General features: G+C 68.7%; 22 protein-coding genes. 12 read left to right on the top strand and 10 right to left on the bottom strand.

Features of this window, described 5'->3' with window-relative positions:
- Window positions 1–36: 36 nt before the first annotated feature.
- The gene (locus H5411_RS24850; RefSeq protein ID WP_183125187.1) at window positions 37–891 is read left to right on the top strand and encodes an alpha/beta fold hydrolase; all 855 of its coding nucleotides are present in this window, start codon (window positions 37–39) and stop codon (window positions 889–891) included.
- 87 nt (window positions 892–978) lie between these two features.
- Here the strand turns inward: H5411_RS24850 and H5411_RS24845 are convergent, their stop codons facing one another.
- Together H5411_RS24845 and H5411_RS24840 are read right to left on the bottom strand one after the other, a co-directional pair.
- A complete protein-coding gene (locus H5411_RS24845; protein WP_183125186.1) occupies window positions 979–3,165 on the bottom strand; it encodes a hydantoinase B/oxoprolinase family protein in 2,187 nt (728 codons plus the stop codon).
- Window positions 3,166–3,182: 17 nt separating this feature from the next.
- A complete protein-coding gene (locus H5411_RS24840; protein ID WP_183125185.1) occupies window positions 3,183–5,270 on the bottom strand; it encodes a hydantoinase/oxoprolinase family protein in 2,088 nt (695 codons plus the stop codon).
- A gap of 229 nt (window positions 5,271–5,499) precedes the next feature.
- Between H5411_RS24840 and H5411_RS24835 the strand changes: the two genes are divergently transcribed.
- Together H5411_RS24835 and H5411_RS24830 are read left to right on the top strand one after the other, a co-directional pair.
- Entirely contained in the window at window positions 5,500–5,712 is a 213-nt protein-coding gene (locus H5411_RS24835) for a DoxX family membrane protein (protein ID WP_183125184.1), read from the top strand.
- 230 nt (window positions 5,713–5,942) lie between these two features.
- Window positions 5,943–7,301 carry an MFS transporter gene (locus H5411_RS24830; protein WP_312878602.1) on the top strand — a complete coding sequence of 453 codons (1,359 nt, stop codon included), beginning with the start codon at window positions 5,943–5,945 and terminating at the stop codon, window positions 7,299–7,301.
- A 92-nt stretch (window positions 7,302–7,393) separates the two neighbouring features.
- Here the strand turns inward: H5411_RS24830 and H5411_RS24825 are convergent, their stop codons facing one another.
- Both H5411_RS24825 and H5411_RS24820 read right to left on the bottom strand, forming a co-directional pair.
- Window positions 7,394–7,606: a hypothetical protein gene (locus H5411_RS24825; RefSeq protein ID WP_183125182.1), complete on the bottom strand. Its 213-nt coding sequence runs from the start codon at window positions 7,604–7,606 to the stop codon at window positions 7,394–7,396.
- Between the two features lie 711 nt (window positions 7,607–8,317).
- Window positions 8,318–8,800 (bottom strand): MarR family winged helix-turn-helix transcriptional regulator, encoded by a 483-nt coding sequence (locus tag H5411_RS24820; RefSeq protein ID WP_183125181.1) that lies wholly within the window; start codon window positions 8,798–8,800, stop codon window positions 8,318–8,320.
- 71 nt (window positions 8,801–8,871) lie between these two features.
- On the opposite strand from H5411_RS24820, the gene H5411_RS24815 reads away from it, so the two are divergent.
- From H5411_RS24815 to H5411_RS24805, 3 genes are read left to right on the top strand one after another with little or no spacing between them, the layout of a single operon-like run.
- Window positions 8,872–9,669 carry an SDR family NAD(P)-dependent oxidoreductase gene (locus H5411_RS24815; RefSeq protein ID WP_183125180.1) on the top strand — a complete coding sequence of 266 codons (798 nt, stop codon included), beginning with the start codon at window positions 8,872–8,874 and terminating at the stop codon, window positions 9,667–9,669.
- A gap of 22 nt (window positions 9,670–9,691) precedes the next feature.
- Window positions 9,692–10,528 carry an SDR family oxidoreductase gene (locus H5411_RS24810; RefSeq protein ID WP_183125179.1) on the top strand — a complete coding sequence of 279 codons (837 nt, stop codon included), beginning with the start codon at window positions 9,692–9,694 and terminating at the stop codon, window positions 10,526–10,528.
- A gap of 47 nt (window positions 10,529–10,575) precedes the next feature.
- A complete protein-coding gene (locus H5411_RS24805; protein ID WP_183125178.1) occupies window positions 10,576–11,526 on the top strand; it encodes an amidohydrolase family protein in 951 nt (316 codons plus the stop codon).
- Window positions 11,527–11,666: 140 nt separating this feature from the next.
- Here the strand turns inward: H5411_RS24805 and H5411_RS24800 are convergent, their stop codons facing one another.
- The 5 genes from H5411_RS24800 to H5411_RS24780 all read right to left on the bottom strand — a co-directional run bounded on the left by H5411_RS24800 (window position 11,667) and on the right by H5411_RS24780 (window position 17,436).
- Window positions 11,667–12,647, bottom strand: coding sequence for an NADPH:quinone oxidoreductase family protein (locus H5411_RS24800; RefSeq protein WP_183125177.1), 981 nt, complete (start codon window positions 12,645–12,647; stop codon window positions 11,667–11,669).
- 2 nt (window positions 12,648–12,649) lie between these two features.
- Window positions 12,650–13,348 (bottom strand): SDR family oxidoreductase, encoded by a 699-nt coding sequence (locus H5411_RS24795; RefSeq protein WP_183125176.1) that lies wholly within the window; start codon window positions 13,346–13,348, stop codon window positions 12,650–12,652.
- Entirely contained in the window at window positions 13,345–14,814 is a 1,470-nt protein-coding gene (locus tag H5411_RS49015) for a PucR family transcriptional regulator (protein ID WP_183125175.1), read from the bottom strand. The genes H5411_RS24795 and H5411_RS49015 overlap by 4 nt, the downstream gene beginning before the upstream one ends.
- Window positions 14,811–16,436: an AMP-binding protein gene (locus H5411_RS24785; protein ID WP_183125174.1), complete on the bottom strand. Its 1,626-nt coding sequence runs from the start codon at window positions 16,434–16,436 to the stop codon at window positions 14,811–14,813. The genes H5411_RS49015 and H5411_RS24785 overlap by 4 nt, the downstream gene beginning before the upstream one ends.
- A gap of 253 nt (window positions 16,437–16,689) precedes the next feature.
- The gene (locus tag H5411_RS24780) at window positions 16,690–17,436 is read right to left on the bottom strand and encodes an SDR family NAD(P)-dependent oxidoreductase (protein WP_183125173.1); all 747 of its coding nucleotides are present in this window, start codon (window positions 17,434–17,436) and stop codon (window positions 16,690–16,692) included.
- A gap of 124 nt (window positions 17,437–17,560) precedes the next feature.
- Here H5411_RS24780 and H5411_RS24775 point away from each other — a divergent pair, with 124 nt between their 5' ends.
- A complete protein-coding gene (locus H5411_RS24775; protein ID WP_183125172.1) occupies window positions 17,561–18,559 on the top strand; it encodes a phosphotransferase family protein in 999 nt (332 codons plus the stop codon).
- Between the two features lie 17 nt (window positions 18,560–18,576).
- The gene (locus H5411_RS24770) at window positions 18,577–19,815 is read left to right on the top strand and encodes an acyl-CoA dehydrogenase family protein (protein WP_183125171.1); all 1,239 of its coding nucleotides are present in this window, start codon (window positions 18,577–18,579) and stop codon (window positions 19,813–19,815) included.
- Window positions 19,816–19,817: 2 nt separating this feature from the next.
- On the opposite strand, the gene H5411_RS24765 is transcribed toward H5411_RS24770, so the two are convergent.
- Window positions 19,818–20,369, bottom strand: coding sequence for a TetR/AcrR family transcriptional regulator (locus H5411_RS24765; RefSeq protein ID WP_183125170.1), 552 nt, complete (start codon window positions 20,367–20,369; stop codon window positions 19,818–19,820).
- An 80-nt stretch (window positions 20,370–20,449) separates the two neighbouring features.
- Here H5411_RS24765 and H5411_RS24760 point away from each other — a divergent pair, with 80 nt between their 5' ends.
- The 4 genes from H5411_RS24760 (at window position 20,450) to H5411_RS24745 (ending at window position 25,244) form a co-directional block, all read left to right on the top strand.
- Window positions 20,450–21,550 (top strand): LuxR C-terminal-related transcriptional regulator, encoded by a 1,101-nt coding sequence (locus H5411_RS24760; RefSeq protein WP_183125169.1) that lies wholly within the window; start codon window positions 20,450–20,452, stop codon window positions 21,548–21,550.
- A gap of 75 nt (window positions 21,551–21,625) precedes the next feature.
- Window positions 21,626–22,606: a zinc-binding dehydrogenase gene (locus H5411_RS24755; RefSeq protein WP_183125168.1), complete on the top strand. Its 981-nt coding sequence runs from the start codon at window positions 21,626–21,628 to the stop codon at window positions 22,604–22,606.
- Window positions 22,599–23,384, top strand: coding sequence for an enoyl-CoA hydratase/isomerase family protein (locus H5411_RS24750; RefSeq protein WP_183125167.1), 786 nt, complete (start codon window positions 22,599–22,601; stop codon window positions 23,382–23,384). Before H5411_RS24755 ends, H5411_RS24750 begins: the two co-directional genes overlap by 8 nt.
- Before the next feature lie 216 nt (window positions 23,385–23,600).
- On the top strand, window positions 23,601–25,244 hold the full coding sequence (locus tag H5411_RS24745; RefSeq protein ID WP_183125166.1) for an AMP-binding protein: 1,644 nt from the start codon (window positions 23,601–23,603) through the stop codon (window positions 25,242–25,244).
- Window positions 25,245–25,249 lie beyond the last annotated feature (5 nt).

Here is a 25,249-nt window from a genome sequence, read left to right as displayed (position 1 = left end):
GCGGTGCGGCAGGGTGGGTCGACTGAGGAGGCGACGATGCCTGATGCGATGTTCACCCTGGCTGGAGCCGTGACCGCGTACCGGTGGGACCCGGTCGGGTCGCCCGCCGGGATTGTGCAGCTGACCCATGGAATGGGGGAGCACGTCCGGCGTTACGAGCGGGTCGCCCGCGCTTTCGCCGACCGCGGGTTCGCCGTCTACGGACAGGACCACCGCGGCCATGGCGCGTCGATCGCCGGGGCGCCGGGCGACCTCGGCCCGGACGGCTGGGCGAAGCTCGTGTCGGACATCGGCGTGCTGACGGGCCGGGCGCGGGAAGAGTTCCCCGGGCTGCCGCTTGTCCTGCTGGCCCACAGCATGGGGTCGTTCGCGACGCAGCAGTACCTGCTGGACCACTCGGCGGACGTCGACGCGGTGATTCTCACCGGCACGGCCGCGCTCGATGTCCTCGAGCCGGCGCTGGACCTGGACCAGCCGTTGGACTTGGCGATGTTCAACGCGCCGTTCCAGCCCCAGCGCACCGATTACGACTGGCTCAGCCGCGACGAGTCCGAAGTGGACGCTTATGTCGCGGACCCGTTGTGCGGCTTCGGGATCGACCCGGTCAATACGAAGGCGATGTTCGCGGGCGCGCGGCGGCTGGCGGACCCGGAAGAGGTCGCCCGGATGCGGTCTGATCTGCCGTTGTACCTCGCGGTGGGGGAGCAGGACCCGGTGAACGGCAACCTGGCGCTGTTCGACGTTCTGGTCCAGCGCTACCGGGACGCGGGAGTCGAAAGCGTGACGACGCGGGTGTACCCGGGTGCGCGGCACGAGATCTTGAACGAGACGAACCGCGACGAGGTCGTCAGCGACATCGTGTCCTGGGTCGACGAGGTGCTTGCCAGGTGATCCTGGCGGCCCGGACCGAGGATCTTCCCCGAGCCCGGCCGCCTCGTCTGTGCACACCAGCGCCGGACACTCGCCGGAGAAGACAGCTCAGTCGACATACGGATCCAGGACGCCCAGGCGAGGTGCGGCTACCGGCGGGCGCCCGGCGAAGGTGACATCCACGGCGAGGGCACTCCCGCAATTCGGGCAGAAGTTCTCCCGCATGACGATCGGTTCGGGAGTGTCGGCCTGCCTGACCTGTGCGCCGACGCGCTCCAGTGCCTCGTGGATCTTTGTCTCTCGCGATACCGCGGCGACGCGCCAATTCTCCGTCTGTGCGGCCAACCGGTGATCGCAGAGCGCGCACTCCCAGTGCCCACTGGCAACCCGTACCGGCGCGAAGACAGCACTCGGCGAAGTCACTGGTGCGGTCTCGTGACCAACCCGCTCGTGCCGCAGAGCGGTGCGTTTCGCCTCGGTGGCGGAGACATCGGCCCTGTCGTGGTTGTCGAGAATGACCCCGTACAGGCGCTCCGCGGTCGTGGCACTCACATAGCCGTCGCGGACGTCCTTCGCGACCTCCTCGGGAATCCGGAGCAGGGGGTCGCCGACGCCTCCTCCGCCGCCGTTGACCACAGCGAACACGTCACCGCGTTTGAGCATGAGCGCCCCGGTCTTCGCCGGATGCGGAACGCGGGTTCCCGTCAGCCGATCCCTCGTCGGCCACTCGCCGCGGTCCAGCAACTCGAAGACGTTGGTGTCACTGAGCAACTGCCATTCGCCCGCGCCTGCCGGGTAACCGCCAGCGGCGCCCCGCGGCGGGAGGTAGGCCGCGCTGTTGTAGCCGCCGCCCGTCATCTTGTTGCTGTGGACGACAGCCATGGCCCCGCTGACGCCCATCCCGCCGCGGCGGACTCCAGCACCCGCCTGGTCCCGGGACACCTGCCGCCAGAGGATGTAGCCAGGCTGGCTGGATTCCTCCATCTCCACGTCCGGGGTATTGCACCCGCACATGCATTGCGCGGCATAGGTGTCCAGGCCGTCGGTCACGGTCTGGGCGCCACCGCCGCAGGGTTGGCCGAGCGACACCGGGAAGGCGACTGTCGGGTACCCGCTCCGGAGGTCGATGCCGTAGGAGGTGAAGAACGCCAGGTTCTGGCAGGGGGCGCCGGCGACTCGGGAGGCGATCACCGGGTCCTCGCTGAACGAGCACGCCTGCGAGAGAACATCGATGAGGATCTTGTTGGCCCGCATCCCGGTCTCCATGTGCGACTGCGTAACCGGAGCAGGCGGCAGCGAGTTGACGATCGTCCCGGCGGGGCCGAGGTCGAACGTGATCGGCCGCCACAGCCCGGCGTTGACCGGGATGTCGTACGCGAGCTGCGACAGGAGCGTCGACCAGGACTGCCCCACCATCGCCGGCCACGCGCCGTTGATGAACGAGTCGGTCTGGGCGTCGCCGCGGTACTGGATGGTCATCGTTTCCCCGTCGACGACCAGCCGGCAACGCACGTTGTGGAACTCCTGGGGTCCGCGGCCGTCGTACTCGACCCAGTCCTCGCTGTCGAAGGTGCCGTCGGGAAGCTTCCGGATGACGTCGCGCATGGCCTTCTCGGACAGGTCCTTCGACGCCTCGTTCAGCTCCGTGAAGCGGTCGTACCCGATGTCGTCGATAACCGTCCTGAGCCGCCGCTCACCGGCACTGTTCGCCGCGATCATGCTGCGGATGTCGTTGAGGACGATCCGCTGCAGCCGGACGTTGTTGCCGATGAAGGCTTCCCATTCGGGTTCGATCTTGTAGTCCCGGATCACGCGGACAGCGTTGAAGTTCAGCGCCTCGGACGTGTTGTCGTGCGCCGCCGGCGCGAACCCGGAGACCGCGGAACCTCCCGCATCCAGGACATGTTCGTTGACATAGCCGAAGGCGACGACCTCGCCGTTGTGGAAGAACGGCATGACGACGCCCAAATCGCCTTGGTGGATGGCGCCCGAGGTATGCGGGTCGTTGCAAAGAAACCCGTCACCGGGTCGAAGATCGGCCAGATCGTGCTTGGCCAGTACGGCCTTGACCCCGCCGATCGCCGTCGAGATGTGGAAGGTCACGAAGCCGGCGAAGGCCAGCTGCTCGACCTCGCGATCCAGGATGCACGTGCTGAAATCGAGAGCCTCGGTCACTACCGGCGACCCAGAGGTGCGCATCAGGGTGATGGCCATCTCGTTCGCGATGTTTCGGATCGACTTGCCGTGGACCTCGACGTCGATGATGTCGAGCCCGTTTGCTGAGGGTGCGGCCATCGCCGGACACCTCCCTCTCAACTGGGGATTCGGAAGTTGAAGTACCGGTCGCGTTGACAGGTCGCACCAGTCGGGATGTAGACGGTGGTGTCACCGACGTCGATGATGCACGGGCCCGGCACGGCGGCACCCGGCACGAACCCGGCCTCGGAGTAGACCGGGATCGACTGAAGCCGGCGCTCGGAAGGCAGGAAGACCTCTCGATGGCTGATCGCTTCTGGCGCGGCAGCATCCGAAAGCGGCTCTGCTTCGCGGGTTTGCGGCTTCGGCCGGCGGAACGACGCCTTGACGCCGATGTTGACCAGAGTTGCCGGCGCGTCGACCCAGGCCGTCCCCTCGCCGTACGCACGCTCGTAGATGGACGGGAAGTCGGCGGACAGCTGACGGCCGTCCTCGGCGGTCAGATCACGGTCAGGAAGCGGGACACTGATTTCCCACACCTGACCGGCGAAGCATCCTTCCCCGGTCACTGAGAACGAGAGATCGGCCTCGTGGATGCCGTCTTGCGAGGCATCCGCAACGGCGGCGGTCCGCATCTCAGCGAGGACTGCGTTGACCCGGTCTACCTGCGTCCCGTCGGCCATGACCCAGTTGATCGTGCGGTTGTACTGGCGGACATAGTCCGCCATAAGGACTCCCTGCGCGGAGAAGGCCGAGCAGTTGTCAGGAATGACGGTCTCGGCGCAGCCGAGTCGTCGTCCCACCTCGACCGCGAAGAGGCCCAAGCCGCCTCCGTACGCGAAGAAGCTGAACGCTCTTGGATCGTGGCCGCGCTCGATGCTCACCGTGCGCAGGGCGTTGGACATGTTGACGACGGCAAGGTCGTAGATTCCCGCGGCCGCTTGCTCCGGGGTCCAGCCGAGCGGCTCGGCGATCTTCTCTCGGATCGCGTTCACGGCCGCTCCGCGGTCGAGCTGGTGCCGGCCGGCAAGGTAGTTGTCTGGGTCGATCAGTCCCAGAGTCATCGTCGCGTCCGTCACGGTCGGTTCGGTGCCGCCGCGGCCGTAGCAAACCGGGCCGGGCGTCGACCCGGCGCTTTCCGGACCCACTTGCGGCACGCCCCGCGCGTCGATCCAGGCAAGACTGCCGCCGCCCGAGCCGACGGAGACCACGTCGATGATGTCGGTGCCCGTCTGCATCTGCCCGATGGAGACCCGCTTGGCGATCGTCGGTTCGAGACCGTGCAACAGGGCGGTGTCGAAGCTGGTCCCGCCCATGTCTCCTACGAGCACGTCGGTCAGCCCGATCCGCGCGGCCAGGGCCGCAGCTCCCATGACGCCGCCGGCGGGGCCGGACGCGAGCATCGACATCGGCCTCGACTCGACCGCGTCACCGCTGATCGAGCCTCCGATTCCCTGGAAGAACGAGGGCGTGCCGGTGAACCCTCGCTTCCGGAGCTCCATGGAGATCTGGTCCACGAACCGAGTGGCGCCTCGGTGCGACAGACAGTTGAAGACGGCGGTGAAGAAGCGCTCTGTCTCGCGGATGACCGGATGGACCTCGGAGGAGAGCATGACGACCGCGTCGGGGTCTTCCTCGAGAATGAGCTCGCGGGTTCGCTGTTCGTGCGCAGGCGCACCGAATGACCAGAGGTAGCAGACGGCGTACGCCTCTACGCCGCGCGCCTTCAGCCGTTTGACGGCTGACCGGACATCGTCCTCGTCGAGCGCGACAGGCGAGGTTCCGTCGACGAGCGACCGCTCGGTGACCTCCTCGATGCAGTCGCGGGCCACCACTTCGGGCGGCGTTGTCTGCTTGTGGTCGTCATAGTCGGCCTTCCGGGCGCCGCGCGCGATCCGGAATGTGTCCTTGAAACCGCGGGTGATCAGGACGCCGACCTTCGCGCCTCGCAGCTCCGTTACGGCGTTGGTGACGATGGTCGAGCTGTTGATGAACGTGGAACAGGAGCGGACGAGCTCCTCCGTCGAAACCGCGAGCGACTGCGCGGCGACGTCCAAGGCGTCGAAGATGCCCCGGCTGTAGTCGTCATGCGTGGTGAACGCCTTGCTCCTCGTCAGACCGTCCGCCGTCGCCACGATGAGGTCGGTATGCGTGCCGCCGATGTCGACGCCGATCGAGTTGTCGGTGATCCTGGCCTTCTCCACGGCTGCCCTTCCTTGTGCTCGTCCCACCCCCCGCCAAACTACTCAAACAACCGTTTGGTTCCAGAAGATGATGGCATCGACCGAGCCAATCGGCAAGAGGCGTGAGGTTGCCATCGTCTCGTCGTTATACGGCGCGTTCGTCGATCGTTGCAGAGCGCGGCAGGCTTCGCTTCCGACCGGCGGCAATGTTCTTCTCAATGAGATTGACCAGGCGGTTGATTGATCACGTGTGCCGACGTGGCGAGCTCAGTTCTTCGCGCTCCTCGGCGGCACCAGCGAGCTCGCCGGTGGCCTGCTGCTCATGCTCGGCCTGCTCACGCCGCTGGCCGCCGCGACGGTCATGGTCAACCGCGGTCGCCGACGAGGCGCCTGGAGCGCTCCGCCCTGGGGTCCCGGCGGTTTCGGCGCGGCAGACAACGTTTTGCGGTCTGACCCACGGTGATGCGGACCAGGTGCTGGGTCGGGTGATGGTGTTGCCGGTCAGCGTCCTGGCGGTGTTCGGGGTGCCGGTCGGTCCTCTGGCCTCCTTCGGGACTCGCCGGGAGTTCCGGGCCGTCAACGATCGCCTGATTCAACGAAACTTGACTCACGACGTACGAAACCGCAGGCGGTAGTTGACTAGCAACCAAACGGTTGTATGGTGATCGAATCCATGATCAGAGGGAGACCACTGTGGGTCCGGTTGCAGAGCGCGCGAGTGCGGACATTTCGCGCAGGTTGTATAGCAAGCTTGCTTGGCGCATCCTGCCTCTTGTCGCGATTTGCTACGCAGTGGCGATCATGGACCGTGTGAACGTCGGCTACGCCAGCCTGACGATGCGCGCGGACATCGGCCTGACGGCCGCGAGCTACGGCCTTGGTGCGGGCATCTTCTTCGCCGCATACTGCCTGCTCGAGGTTCCCAGCAACTTGCTGCTGCAGCGTTTCGGCGCCCGAGCGTGGATCGCCCGGATCATGATCACGTGGGGGCTCGTCGTAATCCTGAGCGCCTTCGTTCAGAACACCGGCCAATTCTTCGTCGCGCGCGTTCTGCTCGGCGCCGCCGAGGCAGGGTTCTATCCCGGAGTCGTGTACTTCCTCACCAGGTGGTTTCCCCGCGTGCGACTCGCTAGCGCGCTGGCGGTGCTGACCATCGCCGGGCCGGTGGGCAACATCGTGGTGGGTCCGCTCTCCGGCTGGATCTTGCAGGCGACTCACCTTGCGGCCGGCCTTCAAGGGTGGCGGTGGCTCTTCATCATCGAGGGGGTCCCCGCGATCGTGGCGGGAGTTCTGTTTGCCGTGATCATGCGCGACACACCCGCGTCGGCGAAGTGGCTGACCGATGAGGAGCGTCGTGAACTCCAGTCCGCGATGGTCTCCCCGACGCGCGCACAGCTCGACTCTGCGGTCTCCTTCCGCGTGCGCCTGGCGTCGGGTCTGAAGAACCGGCGTGCCTGGGCTGTTGCGCTCCTGCTCGGCGCGAACTATCTCGGCGTGTATGGCGTTATCTTCTGGCTGCCGACCCTCGTCAAGGGCACCGGGATCGACGACACCGTGACGGTAGGTCTCCTCTCGGCAATCCCCTGGTGCGTGGCGATCGTCGCGACGCTGCTCGTGGCGAGAAGCGCGGACCGCACGCAGCGTCATCGTGCTCTTTTCGCCGTCGGGATGTTCGTCGCTGTCGTCGGGTTGCTCGTGAGCGTGCTTGGCTCGGGGCAGACTACGGTGATGATCGTCGGGATAAGCATCGCGACCGCTGCGTTCTCCGCCGCCGGTCCTCTGCTCTGGGTGATCGCCAGCCCGCGGATCGATGGGACCGCCGGGGCCGCGGTCGCGTTCGGCCTGATCAACGCGATCGCCTCGATCGGATCCTTCCTGGGTCCCTACATCATCGGGCTCGGCACGCAGCTGACCGGCAGCGCCCGATCGGCGACGGTGGCCGTCTCCGTGGTGGTGGCAGTCGGTGGCGGCGCGGTGATGCTGCTCCGGCGCGACATTCCAGTGGCCAAGAGCGTGGGGGGCGGTGACCCCGTTCGCGAGACGTCCGCTTGACCGCTGGCCGTTTTCCTTGCCGTAGCAGCGGCCGTCGCCCGCTTCGGGATTGCGGTTCATCGGTACTCGACTCCTTGTTGATCGCTCGCGGGTCACGTATCCGTGGAGCCGTTCAGGGCCAACTGTTCTGGCGCACCGTTGACGTAGGTCCGCTCAATGCGCGTGAGGAGTTCACCAGGCTGAATGCCTTGCGCATCAACGAAGAACCGGCGGATGAACTCGGATGGGCTCATGCCAGGGAAGCCGCTGAAGCGGACCTGCCGATTCCTCCCGGCGACGGATGCGCTCGTGGTCGCGGTGCTCAAGCATCGCGGCCAGCGATGGAGAGCAAACCTGGTCGCCCGCGTGGAACCGGGCCTGGATCCCGACGCGCGCGTACTCGCGGTCTTCGACTGGCTTGGCCAGTGGTTCGCAAACCCTGGTTTCCGAGGCTGTGCCTGGGGCAACGCCCACGGCGAACTCCGTCCATCGTCGGAGGCGGTGCTGGCCGAAGTCCGGTCACACAAGCAGGCATTCCACGATCAGATTGCGGTGTGGGCCCACGCCGCTGGGGTGCCGGTGGCTGAACAAGTTTTCCTGCTCGCCGAGGGAGTTCTCGCGACCGCCGGCATTATGGGCGATCCGGAACCAGCCCGTCATGCCCGCGCAGACGTCGCTGCGATGCTCGATGCTCCTCGTTCCCTCGCTACATCCTCAACAACCCCGTGCGGCGGTGCCGTTCCGGCGGTGAGAGAGGGATTGCGGAGCTTGCGTCCGCGGAAGAAGCTCTCCAGGTTCGAGATGCCTGGCCCTGGTGGCTGTGCGCCGGAGGTCGCCGACGAGTGCGATCGGCGAGATCGTCCGGGCAGCCGCAGGCGAAGACTGGCTGGGGCGGGGGAGTGCTTGGTTTCGCCAGCGCTGGAGCCCGGCAGGTCGGCGGTCGCCATACCGTGGTGAAACCTCCGTTCGCGGCCGCTTCGAGACCCTGGCGGGCTTGCGCGCCGCCTTCGCCCGGTGTCGTCGGGACGGCCGAGAGGTCAGCACGTCCGCGGTGGTTCCCAGTTCGGCAGTTCGTCGATGACCTGCCCCAGCAGTTCCCGCAGTTGGCGGTAGCGCTTGAGGCCCAGCGATTCCCGGATGTGCTGCTCGAGGTCGCTGACGATGTGCTCGGCTTTCGCGAGTTCGGCGCGGCCCGCGTCGGTCAGGTGAAGTTCCTGGACAGCGCGGTGGCGGGGGTGCGTCCGGCGCTCGACCAGGCCGCGGTCGGTCAGCTTGCCGATCAGCAGGGCGACCGCTTGCGGGGTGACGCTCAGCAGGCGGGCCAGTTCCGCGCCGGTCACGCCCGGGTTGGTGTGCAGGCTGATGAGCACCGAGTAGTGCGAGCCGGGCACGCCGACCTCGCGCAGCGGGCGTTCTTTCGCGGTCTGCAGGGTCAGGTCGGCGCGGCGCAGCGCCCAGGCGACCCGCGCGAAGACGTCCTCGCTCGAAGGTGCGGTGTCGGTTTCCGGGCTGCTGCTCATGACAGGGAGTATACGGAACTTGAATCACATCTAGCGCTTGCCAAGTATCAAGTGCTTGATACTGTGGAGGCATGTCCACTCGTCCTGTCGCCCTGATTACCGGGGCCAGCAGCGGTATCGGCGCCGCGCTGGCCGATGTTCTCGCCGGCCGCGGCTACGACCTGGTCCTGCTCGCCCGGCGGCGCGACCGCCTGGAGCAGGTCGCCGCGCGGGCCGCGGACCAAGGCGCCGCGGCCGAGGTCTTCGTTGCCGATCTGGCCACCGCCGACGGCCTGGAGGCGGCCGCCGAGCGCGCCGCGCGCGGGGACCTGCGGTTGCTGGTCTCCAACGCGGGCGTGGGCGGGTACGCGCCGCTGCCGGAGGTCGCCCCGGCCGACGTCGACCGGTTGTGGCGGCTCAACGCCACCGCGCCGGTCACCCTCGCTCGTGCGGTGCTGCCGTCGCTGCTGGAGAAAGGCGACGGCGGCATTGTCACGATGGCTTCGCTGCTCGCGTTCAGCGCGGGCCTGGACACGCTCGGCCCGGTGCCGATGCCGCCGCGCACCCTGTACGCCGCGGCGAAATCGGCGACGGTGGCGTTCACCCGCACGCTGGCGGCCGAGTTGAGCGGCACCGGTGTCACCGCCACCGTGGTCTGCCCGGGCCGGGTCGCCACTGAATGGTCCGGCGGTGCCAATCAGGACCAGCCGCGCGTCATGTCCGCCGAATCCGTAGCCATCGCGACCGCCGTCGCCGTCGAGCGCGGGGAAACCCTGTGCGTGCCGGGACTTCCCGACGCCACGGCACTCGACCGTCTCCAGGAGATCGAACGCACCCTGGTCGTCGAGGGAAACCGTGCCGAACTCGCCGACCGTTACGCGCCACGCTGACCCCACGACCGGAAGGCAGGCCATGATCGCGATCACCGCGGCCGCGGGCAAGACCGGACGGCACGTGCTGCGGGCACTGTGCTCCGCCGGATTCGCCGCGCGCGCCCTGGTCCACTCATCCGCCGGTGCCGAGACCGTTCGTGCGGACGGTGCCGGTGAGGCCGTCGTCTCGGACCTGACATACCCGGACGAACTGCCCGGCGCGCTCGAAGGATGTGAGGCTGTTGTCCACATCGGACCGCCGATGCATCCTCGCGAGATCGCCATGGGCCAGAACGTCGTCGACGCCGCCCGGCGCGCCGGGGTCGGGCACGTCGTGCTGATGTCGGTAACCCACCCGCAACTGGAACCGCTGCTCAACCACCAGTCGAAACTCGCCGTCGAGCGGCACCTGCTCGGCTCGCGGCTGCCGTTCACGATCCTGCAGCCCATGCACTACATGCAGAATGTGGCCGTGCGCGACTGCGTGGACAGCGGCCGGTTCCGGCAGCCGTACTCCCTGGACCAGCCGCTGTCCTTTGTGGACCTGGCCGATGTCGGCGCTGTCGTCGCCGCGATCCTGTCCGCCCCGGCCGAGCACCGCTGGGCGACCTACGAACTGTGCGGCAGCGACACCCTGACCGGCCACGAGATCGCGCAGATTCTGAGCGAGGTCAGCGGCACCCTGGTGCGCGCGGGAGAAGTCCCCGTCGACGCGGTGCTTCCCGAAGGCGCGCCCGACTACACCATCGACGGCTTCACCCGGCTGGTCAACCACTACGACCGCTACGGAATCCTCGGCAATCCGAACGTGCTGCGCTGGCTGCTCGGCCGCGAGCCCGCCACCTTCGCCGACTACGTCCGCCGAGAACTCGGCTGAGCGCGCCAACCCACTGCATCCGCACCAGTTCAGGGAGGTCGACCGTCATGCGCGTCGTAGCCATCGAGGAACACCACGTCATCCCGGAGTTGAGCGGCTCCCTGCAGTTGGACCAGCTCCCGCCCGCGATGCGAAACCGCTTGCGCGCCACGGTCGACGAGCGGCTGGCCGACATGGACGCCACCGGAATCGACCAGCAGGTGCTCTCCGCCGTGATGCCCGTGCCCGAGATGCTGCCCGCCGAGACCGCAAAACCCTTGGCTGCCAAGGCCAACGAACAACTGCGCCGCATGGTCGAGGACCATCCCGACCGCTTCGCCGCGTTCGCCACGCTGCCGGTCACTGCCCCCGACGCAGCAGCGGCCGAGCTGGAGCGTGCCGTGGGTGAACTGGGCTTCGTGGGCGCGATGATCAGCGGCACGATCGGCGCCCGATTCCTCGACGACCCGTTGTTCACCCCGATCCTGGAAACCGCGGCCCGGCTCGACGTGCCGATCTACCTGCACCCAGCGCCGCCGCCACAGCCGGTCGCCGACGCGTACTACACCGGCTTCTCGGACCCGATCAACCAGATCCTGGCCACCGGCGGCTACGGCTGGCACTACGAGGCCTCGCTGCACGCGCTGCGGATGATCCTCGGCGGCGTGTTCGACCGCCTGCCGGGCCTCAAGCTGATCCTCGGCCACCTCGGCGAGGGCATCCCGTTCCACCTCTCTCGCATCGAAGACACGCTCCCGCCCGCGATTTCCGGACTGCCCAAGCCGATCGGCGACTACCTTCGCGAACATTTCTGGATCACCACCAGCGGCTACTTCCACGACGGCCCGTTCCGGCTGACCCGCGAGGCGTTCGGCGACGACCGGCTGATCTTCTCCGTGGACTACCCCTTCGCCGACAACCGCCGGGCCCGCGACTGGTTCGACCGGCTCGACCTCGATCCCGAAGCACGCGAGAAAATCGCGCACGGCACGGTCGACGAACTGCTCCGGCTGCGCTGAGCCCCTTTGCCAGCCACCAGGCAGGTCGCGGCCTGGTACTGAGAGTTGCCGGGCACGTTTGCCGGTCGCCAGGACAACCGTGTCGCTGGACCGCTCGGTACCGCTGGCGGCTGAGCCCATGCGCGCGGTGGTCGTGCCGGTCAGCGGATCCGCACGACCACCTTGCCGGTGGCCTGCCGAGTGTCGAGCAGCTCCAGCGCCCGGCGCGCCTCGGCCAGCTCCAGCACATGCCCCACGAGCGGGCGGATCGAACCCGACGCCGCCAGCTTTTCCAGGTCGCGTGCCAGATTCCGGACCACGGAAGGGAATCTCGCCACGTAGGGATCCAGCGCCACGCCGACCACGCTCAGGTCCCGCAGCAGCAGCCGGTTGACTTTGACGGTCGGGATCGTCCCGGCGGCGAAGCCCACCACGGCCAGCCGGCCGCCGACGTCGAGGCAGCGCAGGGAATCGGTGAACCGATCGCCGCCGACGGGGTCGACGACGATCTGCACGCCCCTGCCACCGGTCAGCTGCCGAACCTTCTCCGGCCAGCCGTCGCAGGGGCGCAGCACCTCCTCGGCTCCGGCTTCCCGGGCGACGGCTTCTTTGTCCACTGTGGATACAACGGCGATCGGATGCCCGCCCAACGCGCGCACCAGTTGCAGGGTAGCGGTGCCGACCCCGCCGGACGCGCCGTGCACCAGCACATGTTCGCCGCGCTGGAAACCGACGCGGTGCAAGGAGAACCACGCTGTCGCGTAGTTGAGGTACAGGGCCGCGCCTGCGGTGAAGTCGAACTCGTCCGGCAATTTCACTGTGTAGTGCGGGATCGCGAGCGCGCGCTCGGCCAGCGCGCCCCAGACTGACAGGCTCGCCACCCGGTCGCCCGGTCGCAAGTCGGAGCCCGCGGGAGCCTCCTTGACAACCCCGGCCACTTCGCCGCCCGCGACATACGGCGGCGGCGCGGCGTGCTGGTACCGGCCTCGGGTCTGCAGCAGGTCCGGAAACGACACTCCGGCCGCGTGCACCTCGATCAGCAGCCGCCCGTCCGCCCAGGGGTGCGCGCCTTCCGGCTCGGGCACCTCGGCGACGGAGCCGCCGGACGGGCCGGTCAGTTCGGTGACGAGAAAGCCCCGCACGGTCAGCTCCGCGCTTTCGGCGACGTGACCGACCGGGTGTTGAGGCTGTCGCCGCCGTCCACGGTGAGCACCTGGCCGGTGACCCGCGAGGCGGCGGGGGAGGCGAAGAAGGCGACTGCTTCGGCGATGTCCTCGGGCCGCACCAGGCCTCCCGGCATGCTTTCCCGCCAGGCGTCGACGATGTCCGGGGGCATCGACAGCACCCCGGAGCTGGCGGTCATCCCCGGCAGGACGGCGTTGGCCGTGATCCCGGCGGTGACGTTCTCCGCCGCGACCGTCTTCATCATCCCCAGCAGCCCGGCCTTGCTGGTGCTGTAGGAAACCTGCCCGGGCAGGCCCTGTGTGCCCGCGGTGCTGGACACCAGCACGACGCGGCCGAACCCTCGCTCACGCATCCCGCGCAGGCAGGCCTGAAGCACCCGGAACGTGCCGGTCAGGTTCACCGACAGGTCTTTTTCCCAGCGTTCCAAGGAAAAGCGGTGCGCTGCGCCGAACATCGTGGTGAGCCCGGCGTTGCCGACGTAGACGTCGATGTCGTCCAGCGCGGGAAGCTCGTCGGCGGCGATGTCGGCCTGGTAGGTGCAGCCGGGCTCGCGGTCCAGCGTCTCGACCACGACGTCGTCGGCCGCGAGCCGTGTCGCGATCGCCTGCCCGATCCCGCCCTCGCGGGCCGCCCCGGTGACCAGTGCCTTGAGCCTCACGCTGTTTTCCTCCCGTGGTCGAATCGGGCTTCGTCGAATGACGGCAGCGCCGGATGTCCCTGCAGCCGCAGCACGAGCAAGGCGGTCTGCACGCTGAGCTGATCGTTCGGGCCGCCCGCGACGTCGAGCCCGGTGGCGTGGCGCACTCGCGCCAGCCGCAGCCGGACGGTGTTCTCGTGCACGCCCAGCCGCGCGGCTGAGACGCGTACGCTGCGCCCGCTGTCGAAGAACTGCTGCAAGGTCGACAGCAGATCCGCTTCGGCGGCCTCGCCGGTCAGCAGCGGGCCGAGAATGTCGTGCAGGTACTCGCGAACGGCCGCGACAGCACTGTTCGCGATGAACAGCCGGGCGGGGCCGAGATCGTCGGCAGCCAGCACCCGTGGCGACGACGGACCGACGAACCGGTGCACGCACCGCGCCGCCTCCTGTGCTTCGCGGTACGCGCGTCCGAACTTGGCCGGTTCGCTCACTGGCGACACCCCGGCGACGAGGCCGGCGTAGTCGGGCAGTTCGGCGGCGACCGCGCGCAGAGCCGCCTTCGCGCGCGCGACCATGCCGGTTTCGGTCGCCTCGATCAGCAGGAGCACGCCCTCCGAGCCCCGGGTGGCCAACACCTCGCTGCCGAGTCGTTCCTCGACGGCGTTCGCGAGCCGCTCGGCGTTCGCGGGTCCGATGACATACGCGAGCACCCGCCGGGCCTGGGTGTCGACGCCGAGGTACTCGCCGCTCGCCCGCAGGTCGTCCATGGTGGACGAACCCCGGATCAGCTGGCGCGCCAGCGACGAACGGGCGTTCCACGCCGCCGCGGCGACCCGGCGCTGCACCGCGAACTCCGTTCCCGCGTGCACGGCGGTGCGCTCCGCGACGAGGCGGTCCGCCGGGCGGAGCACCGAAGGATGTTCGACCAGCACAAGCCAGCCGAAGGTTTCGCCGCGATGGACGGCCGGAACGACGAGATGCCGCCTGGTGAGCCCGTGCAGGCTCGCGGGCACGAGGCCGTTCCGTTCCCCGATTTCGGCGAGGGAACGCAGCCGGATCGGGCTCGCGCCGGGCGGGCTTTCCGTGGCGACCAGCCGGTCGTGGACGTCGAAGAGCGCGGTCACCTTGCCGGTGAGTTCCGCGCATGCGGCAACGAGCCCGCCGAGGCCGCCCGGGGCGCCGATGAGTCCGCTCAACCGTCGTTCGGCGGCTGTCTCGGCGGCGAGCCGGCCGGATTCGGCGAGCGCGGCGGACGCCAGCGCAGCAAGCGCGGTGAGGCGTTCAAGCACCTGGTCGTCGACCGCGATGCGCGCGGGGTCGGTGAGGGTCAGCACCGCGGCTGTGCCCACCGGAACGGAGACGACGGTTCCGGCGTCATCGTGGCGGACGCTGGTGCTGACTTCGCCGGGGCAGTGCAGGTGCGCGCTCCCAAACCCGGCGACCACCGGTGCCTGGTCCAGCAGCGCCCGCCACGTTTCCGCGGTCACTGGGCGAGTTTGGTTTTGATTTCGGTGCGCAGCACGTGTTTCTGCACTTTCCCGGTGGCGGTCATCGGCAGTTCGGCGACCACCTCCAGCCGTTCCGGGAGCTTCGGCGTGGCGACGTCGCGCTCCCGGAGGTAGGAGGTGATGTCCGTCAGAGTCGGAGCACTGCCGCCCGCGGGCACGACGTAGGCGCAGACGCGCTCGCCGAGCCGCTCGTCCGGCATGCCGACCACGGCCACCGCTCCGACGGCGGGATGTTCGAGCAGCAGATCCTCCAGCTCCCGCGCACTGATGTTGAGGCCGCCGCGGATCACGATGTCCTTGAGCCGCCCGGTGACCCGCACGTACCCGCCCTCGTCCATGAACCCGAGATCGCCGGAGCGCGAGTAGCCCTCGGACGTGAACAGGGCCGCGGTCTGCTCCGGGTCGCGGTAGTACTCCAGCATGTGGCTGGGCCCGTGGTAGGCGATGTCGCCCTCGGTGCCGCGCGGCACTTCGGCACCGGTCTCGTCGACGATCTTCACTGCGGCTCCGGCGACCGCGCTGCCGTCGGAGGTCGCCGACCGGTCTGGCGGATCGTCCAGGGTGCACATGGTGGTCAGGAAGTTCTCCGAGCGCCCGTACAGGCTCAGCACCCGGCAGCCGGCGAACTTCTCGGCCGCGCGGCGCACGATGGACCCGGGTATCGGCGAGCCCGCGCACACCCACAGCCGCAGGCTGCTCGCGTCGTGCCGATCGGAATCGTGCGCGGCGGTGAGCATCTGCAGGAACGGCGTCGCGGTGACCGCGGCGGTACAGCCGTGCTTGGCAATGCGCTGAAGCCCTTCCTCCGGCTCCCACACCTCCATGAAGTGCGAGGACGCGCCAGCGAGAAGCGGCAGCACGACGCTGGTCACGAGCCCGGTGCTGTGGGTGACCGGGGACGGGCCGAATTGGACATCGTCCTCGGTGTAATGCACGGATTTCGCGATGGCCTCAGCACTGGCGCGCAGGGTGTTGAAAGTGTGGAAGCAGCCCTTGGGACGCGAGGTGGTGCCGGAGGTGTAGACGATGAGGAACCCGTCGTCCGCCGAGGGCGGCGGGGCCAGATCCGGCTCCGGCCCAGCCATCAGGTCGTCGAGCGAGGCGGCGGACCCGTGCTGCCCGCGCGCGACGACCAGCGAGTCGAGCGCCGGATTTTCCTTGCGCAGCGCGGAGAACATTTCCAGGTGGCCGAAGCCCTTGAACTCGTCGCAGGTGATCGCGACCTTGGCGCCGGAGTGCCCGAGCACGTAGCCCACTTCGGCCGCCCGGTAGATCGGCATGATCGGGACCAGCACCGCGCCGAGCCTGCTGACGGCCGCGGCGATGACGGCGAATTCGGTCCAGTTGGGCAGCTGGACGGCGACCCGGTCGCCGCGCCCGACGCCCAGTTCCCGCAGTCCGCCGGCCAGCCGCAGGCTCTGCGAACGCACCGCGGAGTAGGTGCGGCTGGTGGTCCCGTCGGAGACGAAGACCTTGGTGCCATGGGTCCGGGTCCGGTTTTCCAGGAGTTCGGGCAATCCGTCCCGGTGCCAGTAGCCGGCCTCGTAGAAACCCCGGATTTCGTCCTCGCGATAGCGATCCCGCACGGTCGGCGTTGACATGCGCGTGCCCTTCCCGTGAGCGAGTGGCGTACGTCACTCAAGTTGGTCCAAACTTATAATGATCGGACCAAAGATGCAAGCATGGCCGGATGGAATGCCAGTGCTTGTGCCGACCGCTCGGCCACGACCCCAGCATCTGCAGCGCGAACGCCCTGCCCGGCCTGACGGTGCCGCTCGCCCCGCGAACCGAAGCTCGGGTGCCCGCGTGCGCGTTCTGTTTCCGGGCGGTGACCGCGCCGCGCAAGGCGGAGCGTCAGTTGATCAGCACGCCGCCGTCCACCGGGAGGCTGACCCCGGTGATGTAGGCGCTCGCGTCCGAAGCCAGGAAGACCGCGGCCGCGGCGACGTCGGCCGGGTCGCCGATCCGGCCGAGCGGGATTTTCGCGTCGATGATCTTGCGCTGGTAGTTCTCGCTGTAATGCGCGGTCGCCTCGCTGGGAAAGACGCCGGGCAGCAGCGCGTTCACCCGGATCCCGCGCGGGCCCCACTGCGCGGCGAGGTCTCGGGTGAGGCCCAGCACCCCGGCTTTGCTCGCGCTGTATCCGGCGGCGGGCATCTTCGCCGTGGTCAGCGCCATCACGCTGGAAATGTTGACCACCGACGAACCCGGGCCCATCACCCGGCCGCAGGCCTGTGCCATCCAGTAGGCCCCGAAAAGGTTCAGTTCCACCACCGACCGGAATTGCTCAGGCGGGTCCTCGGTCGCCGGGAGGTATTTCCCGCCCGTGCCGGCATTGTTGATCAGGACGTCAACCCTGCCGAACTTGTCCATCGCCGCGGCCGCGAGCGCATCGCAATCCGCGACCCGGGTGACGTCGGTGCGCACTGCGAGTGCGTTCTTCCCGGCGGCCCGCGCGGTTTCCCGGAGCTGGTCTTCGCGGCGGGCGCCGAGCACGACCGCAGCGCCGGCCTCGGCGAGCGCGAGGGCGAACGCGACACCGAGCCCGGAGGACGCTCCGGTCACGATGGCGACTTTGCCGTCGAGACGAAATCGGTTCATCCTCCGCTTCTAACACGCCTGGCTCGGACGCCTCGCGTTCGCGCGAAGCGGTGACTGTAGAGATCTCCAGTGCCGCCTCGCCGGGCTGTTGCGTGCTTGGCGGCCCGCTGGACACAGTGAGGCGGTGCCGGAACTCGATCACGATCAACTGCGCCGCCGGGTGGCGCGGCACTGGCCCGGCAGCGAATTGACTGGCCTGCACCGATTGCCCGGCGGCGTTTCCAGCCTCACCTTCGCCTCGGTGCTGCACCGGCCGGAGCGGGCCGACACCCGCGTGGTGCTCAAGGTGGCCCCGCCTGGGCTTGCTCCGGTGCGCAACCGGGATGTGTTGCGCCAGGCCAGAATCCTGAGGTTGCTGAGCGATGACGGCAGCGTGCCGGTGCCCGAGGTGCTGGCCGAGGACGACGACAGCCCGCCGCTGTTCGTCATGACCCTGGTGCCCGGCCAGTCCTACGAGCCATTGCTGGATGTCACGGCGCAACCCCCGTCGCCGAGCGTGGTCACGGCCCGCGCGCTCGCTGCGGCCCGGGCCCTCGCGCGGCTGCAGAAGGTGGCGCCGCCGGGGGAGCGGGCGATCCCGGTCCGTGACGAACTTGATCGCTGGGCGCGGCTGCTCGACACGGTGGACCCTGGGATCGCGCCCCGGCACGAGCAGCTTTACCGGGAGCTGGCCGCGCGTGTCCCGGCTCCGGTCGCGCCGTGCCTGTCGCACGGGGACTACCGGCTGGCCAACATGCTTTTCACCGGGGAACGGCTCGCCGCGGTAATCGACTGGGAGATCTGGTCGGTCGGCGATCCCCGGACGGATCTCGCCTGGCTGCTGATGCACACCGACCCGCCGCACCGCTTCCACGAACACCGCGACGAGGCGAACGTCAAGGCGGGCAGCGGAATGCCGTCGCGTGCCGCCTTGCTGGACGCCTACCGCGATGTCCGCGGTGACGATCTCCCTGGCGTGCGGTGGTTTCTGGCCTACTGCCACTACAAAACGGCGGCGACGCTGTCGGTGTTCGTGAAGCGGAACCGGCGCAGCCCCGCTCCCGAAGCCCGCCTCGTCACCGCGGCCGAGAGCCTGCCCGGAGTGATCGAACGGGGCCGGAACATCCTCGCCCAGTCAACCTAGCCACTGGAGGAGTCCACATGGAGTGGTCCATCCCCGCCGACGTCGAACTGTTCGTGCAGGACCTCGACCGGTTCATCGAGGCCGAGATCAGGCCGCTGGAGGCGGACAACCCGGACCTGTTCGACCACCGCCGCGAGTTCACCCGCACCGACGTGGACCGCGGCGGCATCCCCACGCGCCGCTGGCGCGAGCTGATGCGTGAAGCGCGCCGCCGTGCCGACGCCGCCGGATTCTACCGGTACCCGCTGCCTTCCGCGCTCGGCGGCAGCGACGGGACCAACCTGGCGATGGCCGTGATCCGCGAGCATCTCGCCGGGCTCGGACCGGGGCTGCACGCGGAGCTCAGCCACGAGGCGTCCGTGGTGGCGAATCTTCCCCTCGCCCTGGTGCTGCACGAGTACGGCACGCCCGCGCAGAAGGAGGCGTACCTGGAGCGGCTCGTCTCGGGCGAGCTCGAAATGGCCTTCGGGCTCACCGAGCCCGGCCACGGCAGTGACGCGACCTACCTGGAGACCACTGCGCGCCGCGACGGGGACGACTGGGTGATCGAGGGTGCCAAGCGGTTCAACAGCGTGGTGGACGTGGCCGAAGTGGACCTGGTATTCGCCCGGACCTCCGGCGAGCCCGGCAAGGCTGCCGGGATCACCGCGTTCCTCGTGCCGACGAACGCGCCGGGCTTCGAGATTCCTTACTACCACTGGACATTGAACATGCCGAGCGATCACGCGGAGGTCCGGCTGAACGAGGTCCGGGTGCCCTCGTCGGCGATTCTCGGCGAGGAGGGCCGCGGCCTCGACTGCGCGCAGCTCTTCGTGCACGAGAACCGGATCCGGCAGGCTGCTTCGTCGCTCGGTGCCGCGCAGTTCTGCATCGACCGCAGCGTGCGCTACGCGGGGGAGCGGACGGTGTTCGGCAAACCGCTGCACGAACAGCAGGGCATTCAGTGGCAACTCGTCGAACTGCAGACCGACGCCGAACTGGTGCGCAACACCTTGTACAAGACCGCCTGGCTGATGGACACGCACGGCCGCACCGGCGTCACGGACAAAGTCTCCATGGTCAACATTCGCGGCAACCAGCTGGCCTGCCGCGCCGCGGACCGGGCGATGCAGATCCACGGCGGCACCGGTTACACCCGGCATCTGCCCTTCGAACACATCTACCGGCACCATCGCCGCTATCGCATCACCGAAGGCTCCGACGAACTGCAGCTGCGCCGCATCGCCGGTTCGCTCTTCGGCTTCCGCAAGAACTGACCTCAGCGGCGGAGCGTGGCCAGGCCGTTGCTGGCAAAACCAGCGATCAGGTCGCTGAGCGCCGGGGTCTGCGCCAGCTTCGCCGGCCAGTACGCGATGGAGAAGATGACTCCGAGGCACGCCTGGGTGCCCGCGGCGATCTCGCCGGCGGCGGCGTCCGGGTAGCACCGGGCCACCGCGGTCTCCCAGCGGTCCACGTACTGGCGCCGCCGCCGGTCGAACTGGCGTTTCCACGGTTCCGCCAGCGAGCGGTCCTCGCGCTGGTAGATGTTGACCAGGTGCCGGTGCCCGACCGCGAACCCGACGTGGTGGCGGATCAGCCGTTCCAAGTCCTTCTCCGGATCCTCGTGCACCGGCGCGGTGGCGCTGAGCAGCTCGTCCAGTGCCTCGTTGAAGAGCGCGGCGAGGATCTCGTCCTTGCCGGAGAAATGGCGGTACAGCGCGGGCCCGGACAGGCCGGCGCGCTTGCCGAGCTCGTCGACACCGACGCCGTGGAAGCCCTTCTCGTAGAAGACCGCGGCCGCGGTGTCCAGGATCTTGCGGTCCCTGTCCACCTGCCGAATCTAGCACGACTGTGAACGATCGTTATTGCGGCTAGACTCGGCGGAGGGGACGAGCGGAAGGGCACGGCGAGGTGCGCACGGAAGCCGAACTGGCCGAGCGGGGCCGGGCGCTGCTGCGGGAAGCGGCGGCCGCGGCCGGCTCGGCACTGCCCGAACCGGCCGGCTTGGCCGGGTTCGACGAGCCCCTCACCGTCCTCGTCGCCGCCCTGCGGGAGCAGCTGCCGGAGGCTCCGCAGCTCGCTGTCCTGCTGGCCGACGCGCAGGATTTGCGGTACGAGATCAGGGAATGGCTCGACGGGCAGCGGACGCGCCGGCTGGACGCGCTGGACGACGGGCTCGCCCAGTTGCGGAAGGTGTCCGATCCGGACAGCCTGCTGGCGCGTGCCTGCGAGGCGGTGGTCCGGTCGTGCGGGTTCGACCGCGTGATGCTGTCCAAGGTCGAGGGTTCGCTGTGGCGGCCGTGGAAGAGCTTCGCCGTGACCGACGCCGACCCGGAACGAGCGTTTCGCGAATGGATGCGCACCGTGCCGGAGATCAGGCTGGACAACCTGGTGCTGGAGACCGAGATGGTCCGGCGCAGGGAAGCCGCATTGGTGACCGACCCGCGCGGGGATCCGCGCGTCTACCAGCCGCTGCTGCGTGCTTCAGGGCTCAATTCCTATGTCGCGGCTCCGTTGATGCCGACCGGCCGGGTGATCGGTTTCCTGCACGCGGACTGCGAGTCTCGCCCGGTCGCCGAACTCGACCGGGACATCCTCGGCGCGTTCGCGGACGCCTTCGGCCGCCTCTTCGAACGCGCGGTTCTGCTGCGTCGCCTGCGGGAACAACGGGAGCAGGTGCGGGAAGCGATGCGGACGGTGGAGGCCGTGCTCGACGACCTCGCGTCCGCGGAGATCGAACTCGCCGCCCGGCCGCTCCACTCGCTGCGCCCCGCGCCAGCCCCGGCCCGCTCCTCGGCCACGCTCGAAGCACTGCTCACCGGGCGTGAGCTCGAGGTGCTGGCGCTGATGGCCACCGGCGCGACGAACAGCCGGATCGCCGACGAGCTGGTGATCGCGGACGGCACGGTGAAGTCGCACGTCAAACGCATCTTGCGGAAGCTGTGCGTGGAGAACCGGGCGGAGGCCATTTCGCGGTATCTCCGGCTGACCATGGGCGACCGAGGCCTCTGAAAACCCGGGCGGGGTCTTGAACGCGAGCCGTCCGCGAATTATGGTCCAATAGTTAAACCTAAACGGAGGTGGCGGGTGCGGGCGATCGTGCTGCGGGAGTTCGGCGCTGCCGACGTGCTGCGTCCGGAGGAGGTGCCCGATCCGGAACCGGAGCCGGGCTGGGTCGCCGTCCGGCTCAAGGCGAGCGCGCTGAACTGGCACGACGTGCTGGTCCGGCGTGGTCAGTACGGATCGCCCCGGCCGCATGTGCCCGGTGCCGACGGTGCGGGCGTCCGGACGGACACCGGCGAAGAGGTGGTCGTCGTCCCGTCCTTGTGGTGGGGCGACGACGAATCCGCGCCCGCGCCCGGCTGGGAGATCCTCGGGGATCACCGGCCCGGCACTTACGCCGAGGTGGTCAAGGTGCCCGCGGAGTGCGTGGCGCCGCGTCCGGCCGGATACAGCTGGGAGCAGGCCGCCGCGTTGCCGCTGGTCGGGTTGACCACCTACCGGGCGTTGTTCAGCCGCGGCGGGCTGCGCGAGGGAGAGTCGCTGCTCGTCTTGGGCGCGGGCGGCGGTGTCGCGACGACGGCAGTCGCTTTCGGTTGCGGCGTAGGCGCTTCGGTCGTGGTCACGTCCTCGTCGGAGAGCAAGATCTCGCAGGCTCGTGAACTGGGCGCCGACGGCGGGGTGCTTTACACCGAAAGCGACTGGGCGCAGCAGGCGAAGGCGCTTTCGCCCGGCGGCAAGGGCTTCGACCTCGTGCTCGACTCGGTCGGCAGCTGGCCGGAGTCGGTGCTGGCGCTGCGTCCGGGCGGTCGGCTCGTGGTGCTGGGCGCTTCCTCGGCCGAGCGGGCTCCCCTCGACGTGCGGCCGTTCTATTTCGGGCAGTACAGCCTGCTGGGCACCACGATGGGCAGCCCGGGGGATTTCGCGGGGCTGCTCGCCCTGTTGGACAGCCGGTCGATCGCCCCGCCGGTCATCGACCGGGTCTTCCCGCTCGACGAGGCGGCGGCCGCGCACCGCTACCTGGAACAGGGCGGCGGCTTCGGAAAGGTGGTTCTGCGGCATGAGTGACGCTCTGGTCCGCTACGAGGTCGACGCCGCAGGCGCCGCCTACGTCACGCTCGACGATCCCGCGACGCGCAACGCGCTGAGCGACGAACTCCTCGACGAACTGTTGCGCGCACTGGAAACCGCCCGCGCGGACGACGACGTCCGGGTCGTCGTGCTGGGCTCCTCGCACGACCGCGTGTTCTCTTCCGGCGGCAATCTCAAAGCCTTCGCCGACGAGCGGCCGCCCATCGCCAAGTACGCCGGGCTCGATCGGTTCCCGCGCCTGTTCAAGCTGCTCGGCGCGCTCGGCAAACCGGTGCTCTGCGCGGCGGGCGGCGACGTCCTCGCCGGGGCCTTCGGCCTCGCGCTGGCGTGCGATCTGGTGCTGGCCAAGGAATCCGCGCGGTTCGGCTGTCCGGAGATCAACGTCGGGGCGTTCCCGTTCATGATCTCCGCGCTGATCTACCGCAACGTCGACCGGATGAAGGCCAACGAACTGATGATGCTCGGCGACAAGATCACCGCCGCCGAGGCGCGGGACCTGGGCGTGGTGAACAAGGTCGTCCCGGACGCGGAGTTCGACGAGACCGTGCGGTCCTGGGCGCACCGGCTGGCGGAAAAGTCCCCGCTCCTGATGAAACTCGGCAAGAACGCGATCGACTCCACGCGGGACCTCGGCCTGTCCGAGGCGCTGGACGTGCTGCAGGCGCAGCTGGCCCTGGCCTTCACGACGGAGGATCTCGGGGAGGGTGTCGCGGCGTTCCGGGAGAAACGGCGTCCGGAGTGGCGGCGGCGCTGAGGAGTGCGTAAGACGCCCGTTTCGGACCGCCGCGAAACCGGTCGCGGACCGTACGATCGCCGGTCGTCCTGAGCTGGTCTCCCGTCCCAAGGAGGGCTTGCGCGCCTTGAGGTTTCGCCGCATCGACACCGTTGCATTTTTGGTCCAACAATATTAGCGTTGGACCGACAAGCGGGTCGTGCCCCTTATTCCTCTTCAGATCAAGGAAGATCGCCCATGGAGTTCGCACGGGTCACTGATCGTTACTCGGCCGAGGAGATCGAGCGGTTCCACGCCACCGGCCAGTGGCGGCGGGAGACGTTCTTCGAGTTACTCGAACAGCAGGCGGAACTGCGGCCGGACAAGGTGTTCCTGACCGACGACACCCGGTCGCTCACCTTCCGCGAGCTGCGCGACGGGGCGGTTCGGCTGGCGAAAGGCCTCCGCGGCAAGGGGATCGACGTCGGGGACCGGGTGTGCGTGCAGATGCCCAACTGGGTCGAGTTCGCTCAGGTCGCCCTGGCCCTGTCCAGGATCGGCGCGATCATGGTGCCGATCATGCCGATCTACCGTCTGGACGAGGTCGGCTACATCGTGCGCAACTCGGGCGCGAAGATGGCGATCGCCTGTCACCGCTTCAAGAAGTTCGACTATGCCGCCATGTACCGCACCATCCAGCAAGATGTGGCCGGCCTGGAGACGCTCGTGCTCGTGCGCGGGGAGGCCGAAGGCACGATCCCGCTGGCGTCGCTGGAAGTCGACGACGACCGCGACCTCGGTCCGGGAGTCGGAGCCGACGACCACTTCGTGATCGTGTACAGCTCCGGCACCACCTCGCGGCCGAAGGGCTGCCTCCATACCTTCAACACGATGGCGTGCGGATCCCGGCTGCTGGCCAAGGGATTCGGCTACCGGGACACCGATGTCCAATTCGGACCGTCACCGATCACGCACACCACGGGCCTCGTCACCAGCATTCTGCTCCCGCTCATGCACGGTGCCGCGTCGCACGTCATGGAGGTGTGGGAGCCCGAGACCGGGCTGGAACACATCCGCCGCTTCGGGTGCACGGTGTCCGTCACCGCGACGACGTTCCTGCAGATGCTGATGGACGTCTACGACCCGGCCCGGCACGACGCGAGCAGCCTGCGGCTGTGGGTCGCGGCGGGCGCGCCGATTCCCGCCGCGTTCATCGAGCAGGCGGGCCGGTTGCTGCCCGGGTGCCGTGTGCTGAGCCTCTACGGCCGCACCGAGAACGTGACCACCAGCATGTGCACCATCGAGGACGACCCGGCCCGGTCGTCGACCTCCGACGGGCGGGTCCTGCCGGGCAGTTCGATCAAGATCGTCGACGAGCTCGGCGCGGAGGTGCCCCGCGGTCAGCAAGGCGACATCGCCTACCGCGGCCCGATGCACATGCTCGAATACATCGGCAATCCCGCCGAGACCGAGGCGCTGTTCACGCCCGAGGGGTACTCCCGTTCCGGAGACCTCGGGGTGATGGACGACGACGGCTACATCCGGGTCACCGGCAGGCTGAAGGACATCGTGATCCGCGGCGGGATGAACATCAGCGTCCGCCAGGTGGAGGACCTGCTGACCGGGCATCCGGCGGTCGCCGCCGCGGCCGTGGTCGGCATGCCGGACCGGCGGCTCGGCGAGCGCATCTGCCTGTATCTGGTGCCGAGGCCCGGCCACGAGAACGTGACGCTCGACGAGATCAAGGACTTCCTGCTGGGGCAAGGGCTGGCGATCCAGAAGATGCCCGAACGGCTGGAGGTCGTGCCCGAACTGCCGATGACAGCCACCGGGAAGATCCAGAAACACCGGCTGCGAGCGGATATCGCGGAAAAGGTGAAGGCCGCCGAGACGGCGGTGTGACGCGA

The organism is Amycolatopsis echigonensis (assembly GCF_014174495.1).
GTDB classification, from domain to species: domain Bacteria; phylum Actinomycetota; class Actinomycetes; order Mycobacteriales; family Pseudonocardiaceae; genus Amycolatopsis; species Amycolatopsis echigonensis.
Note: the sequence above shows the minus strand (reverse complement) of the source record. Positions and strands in the feature narration are given on the sequence as shown.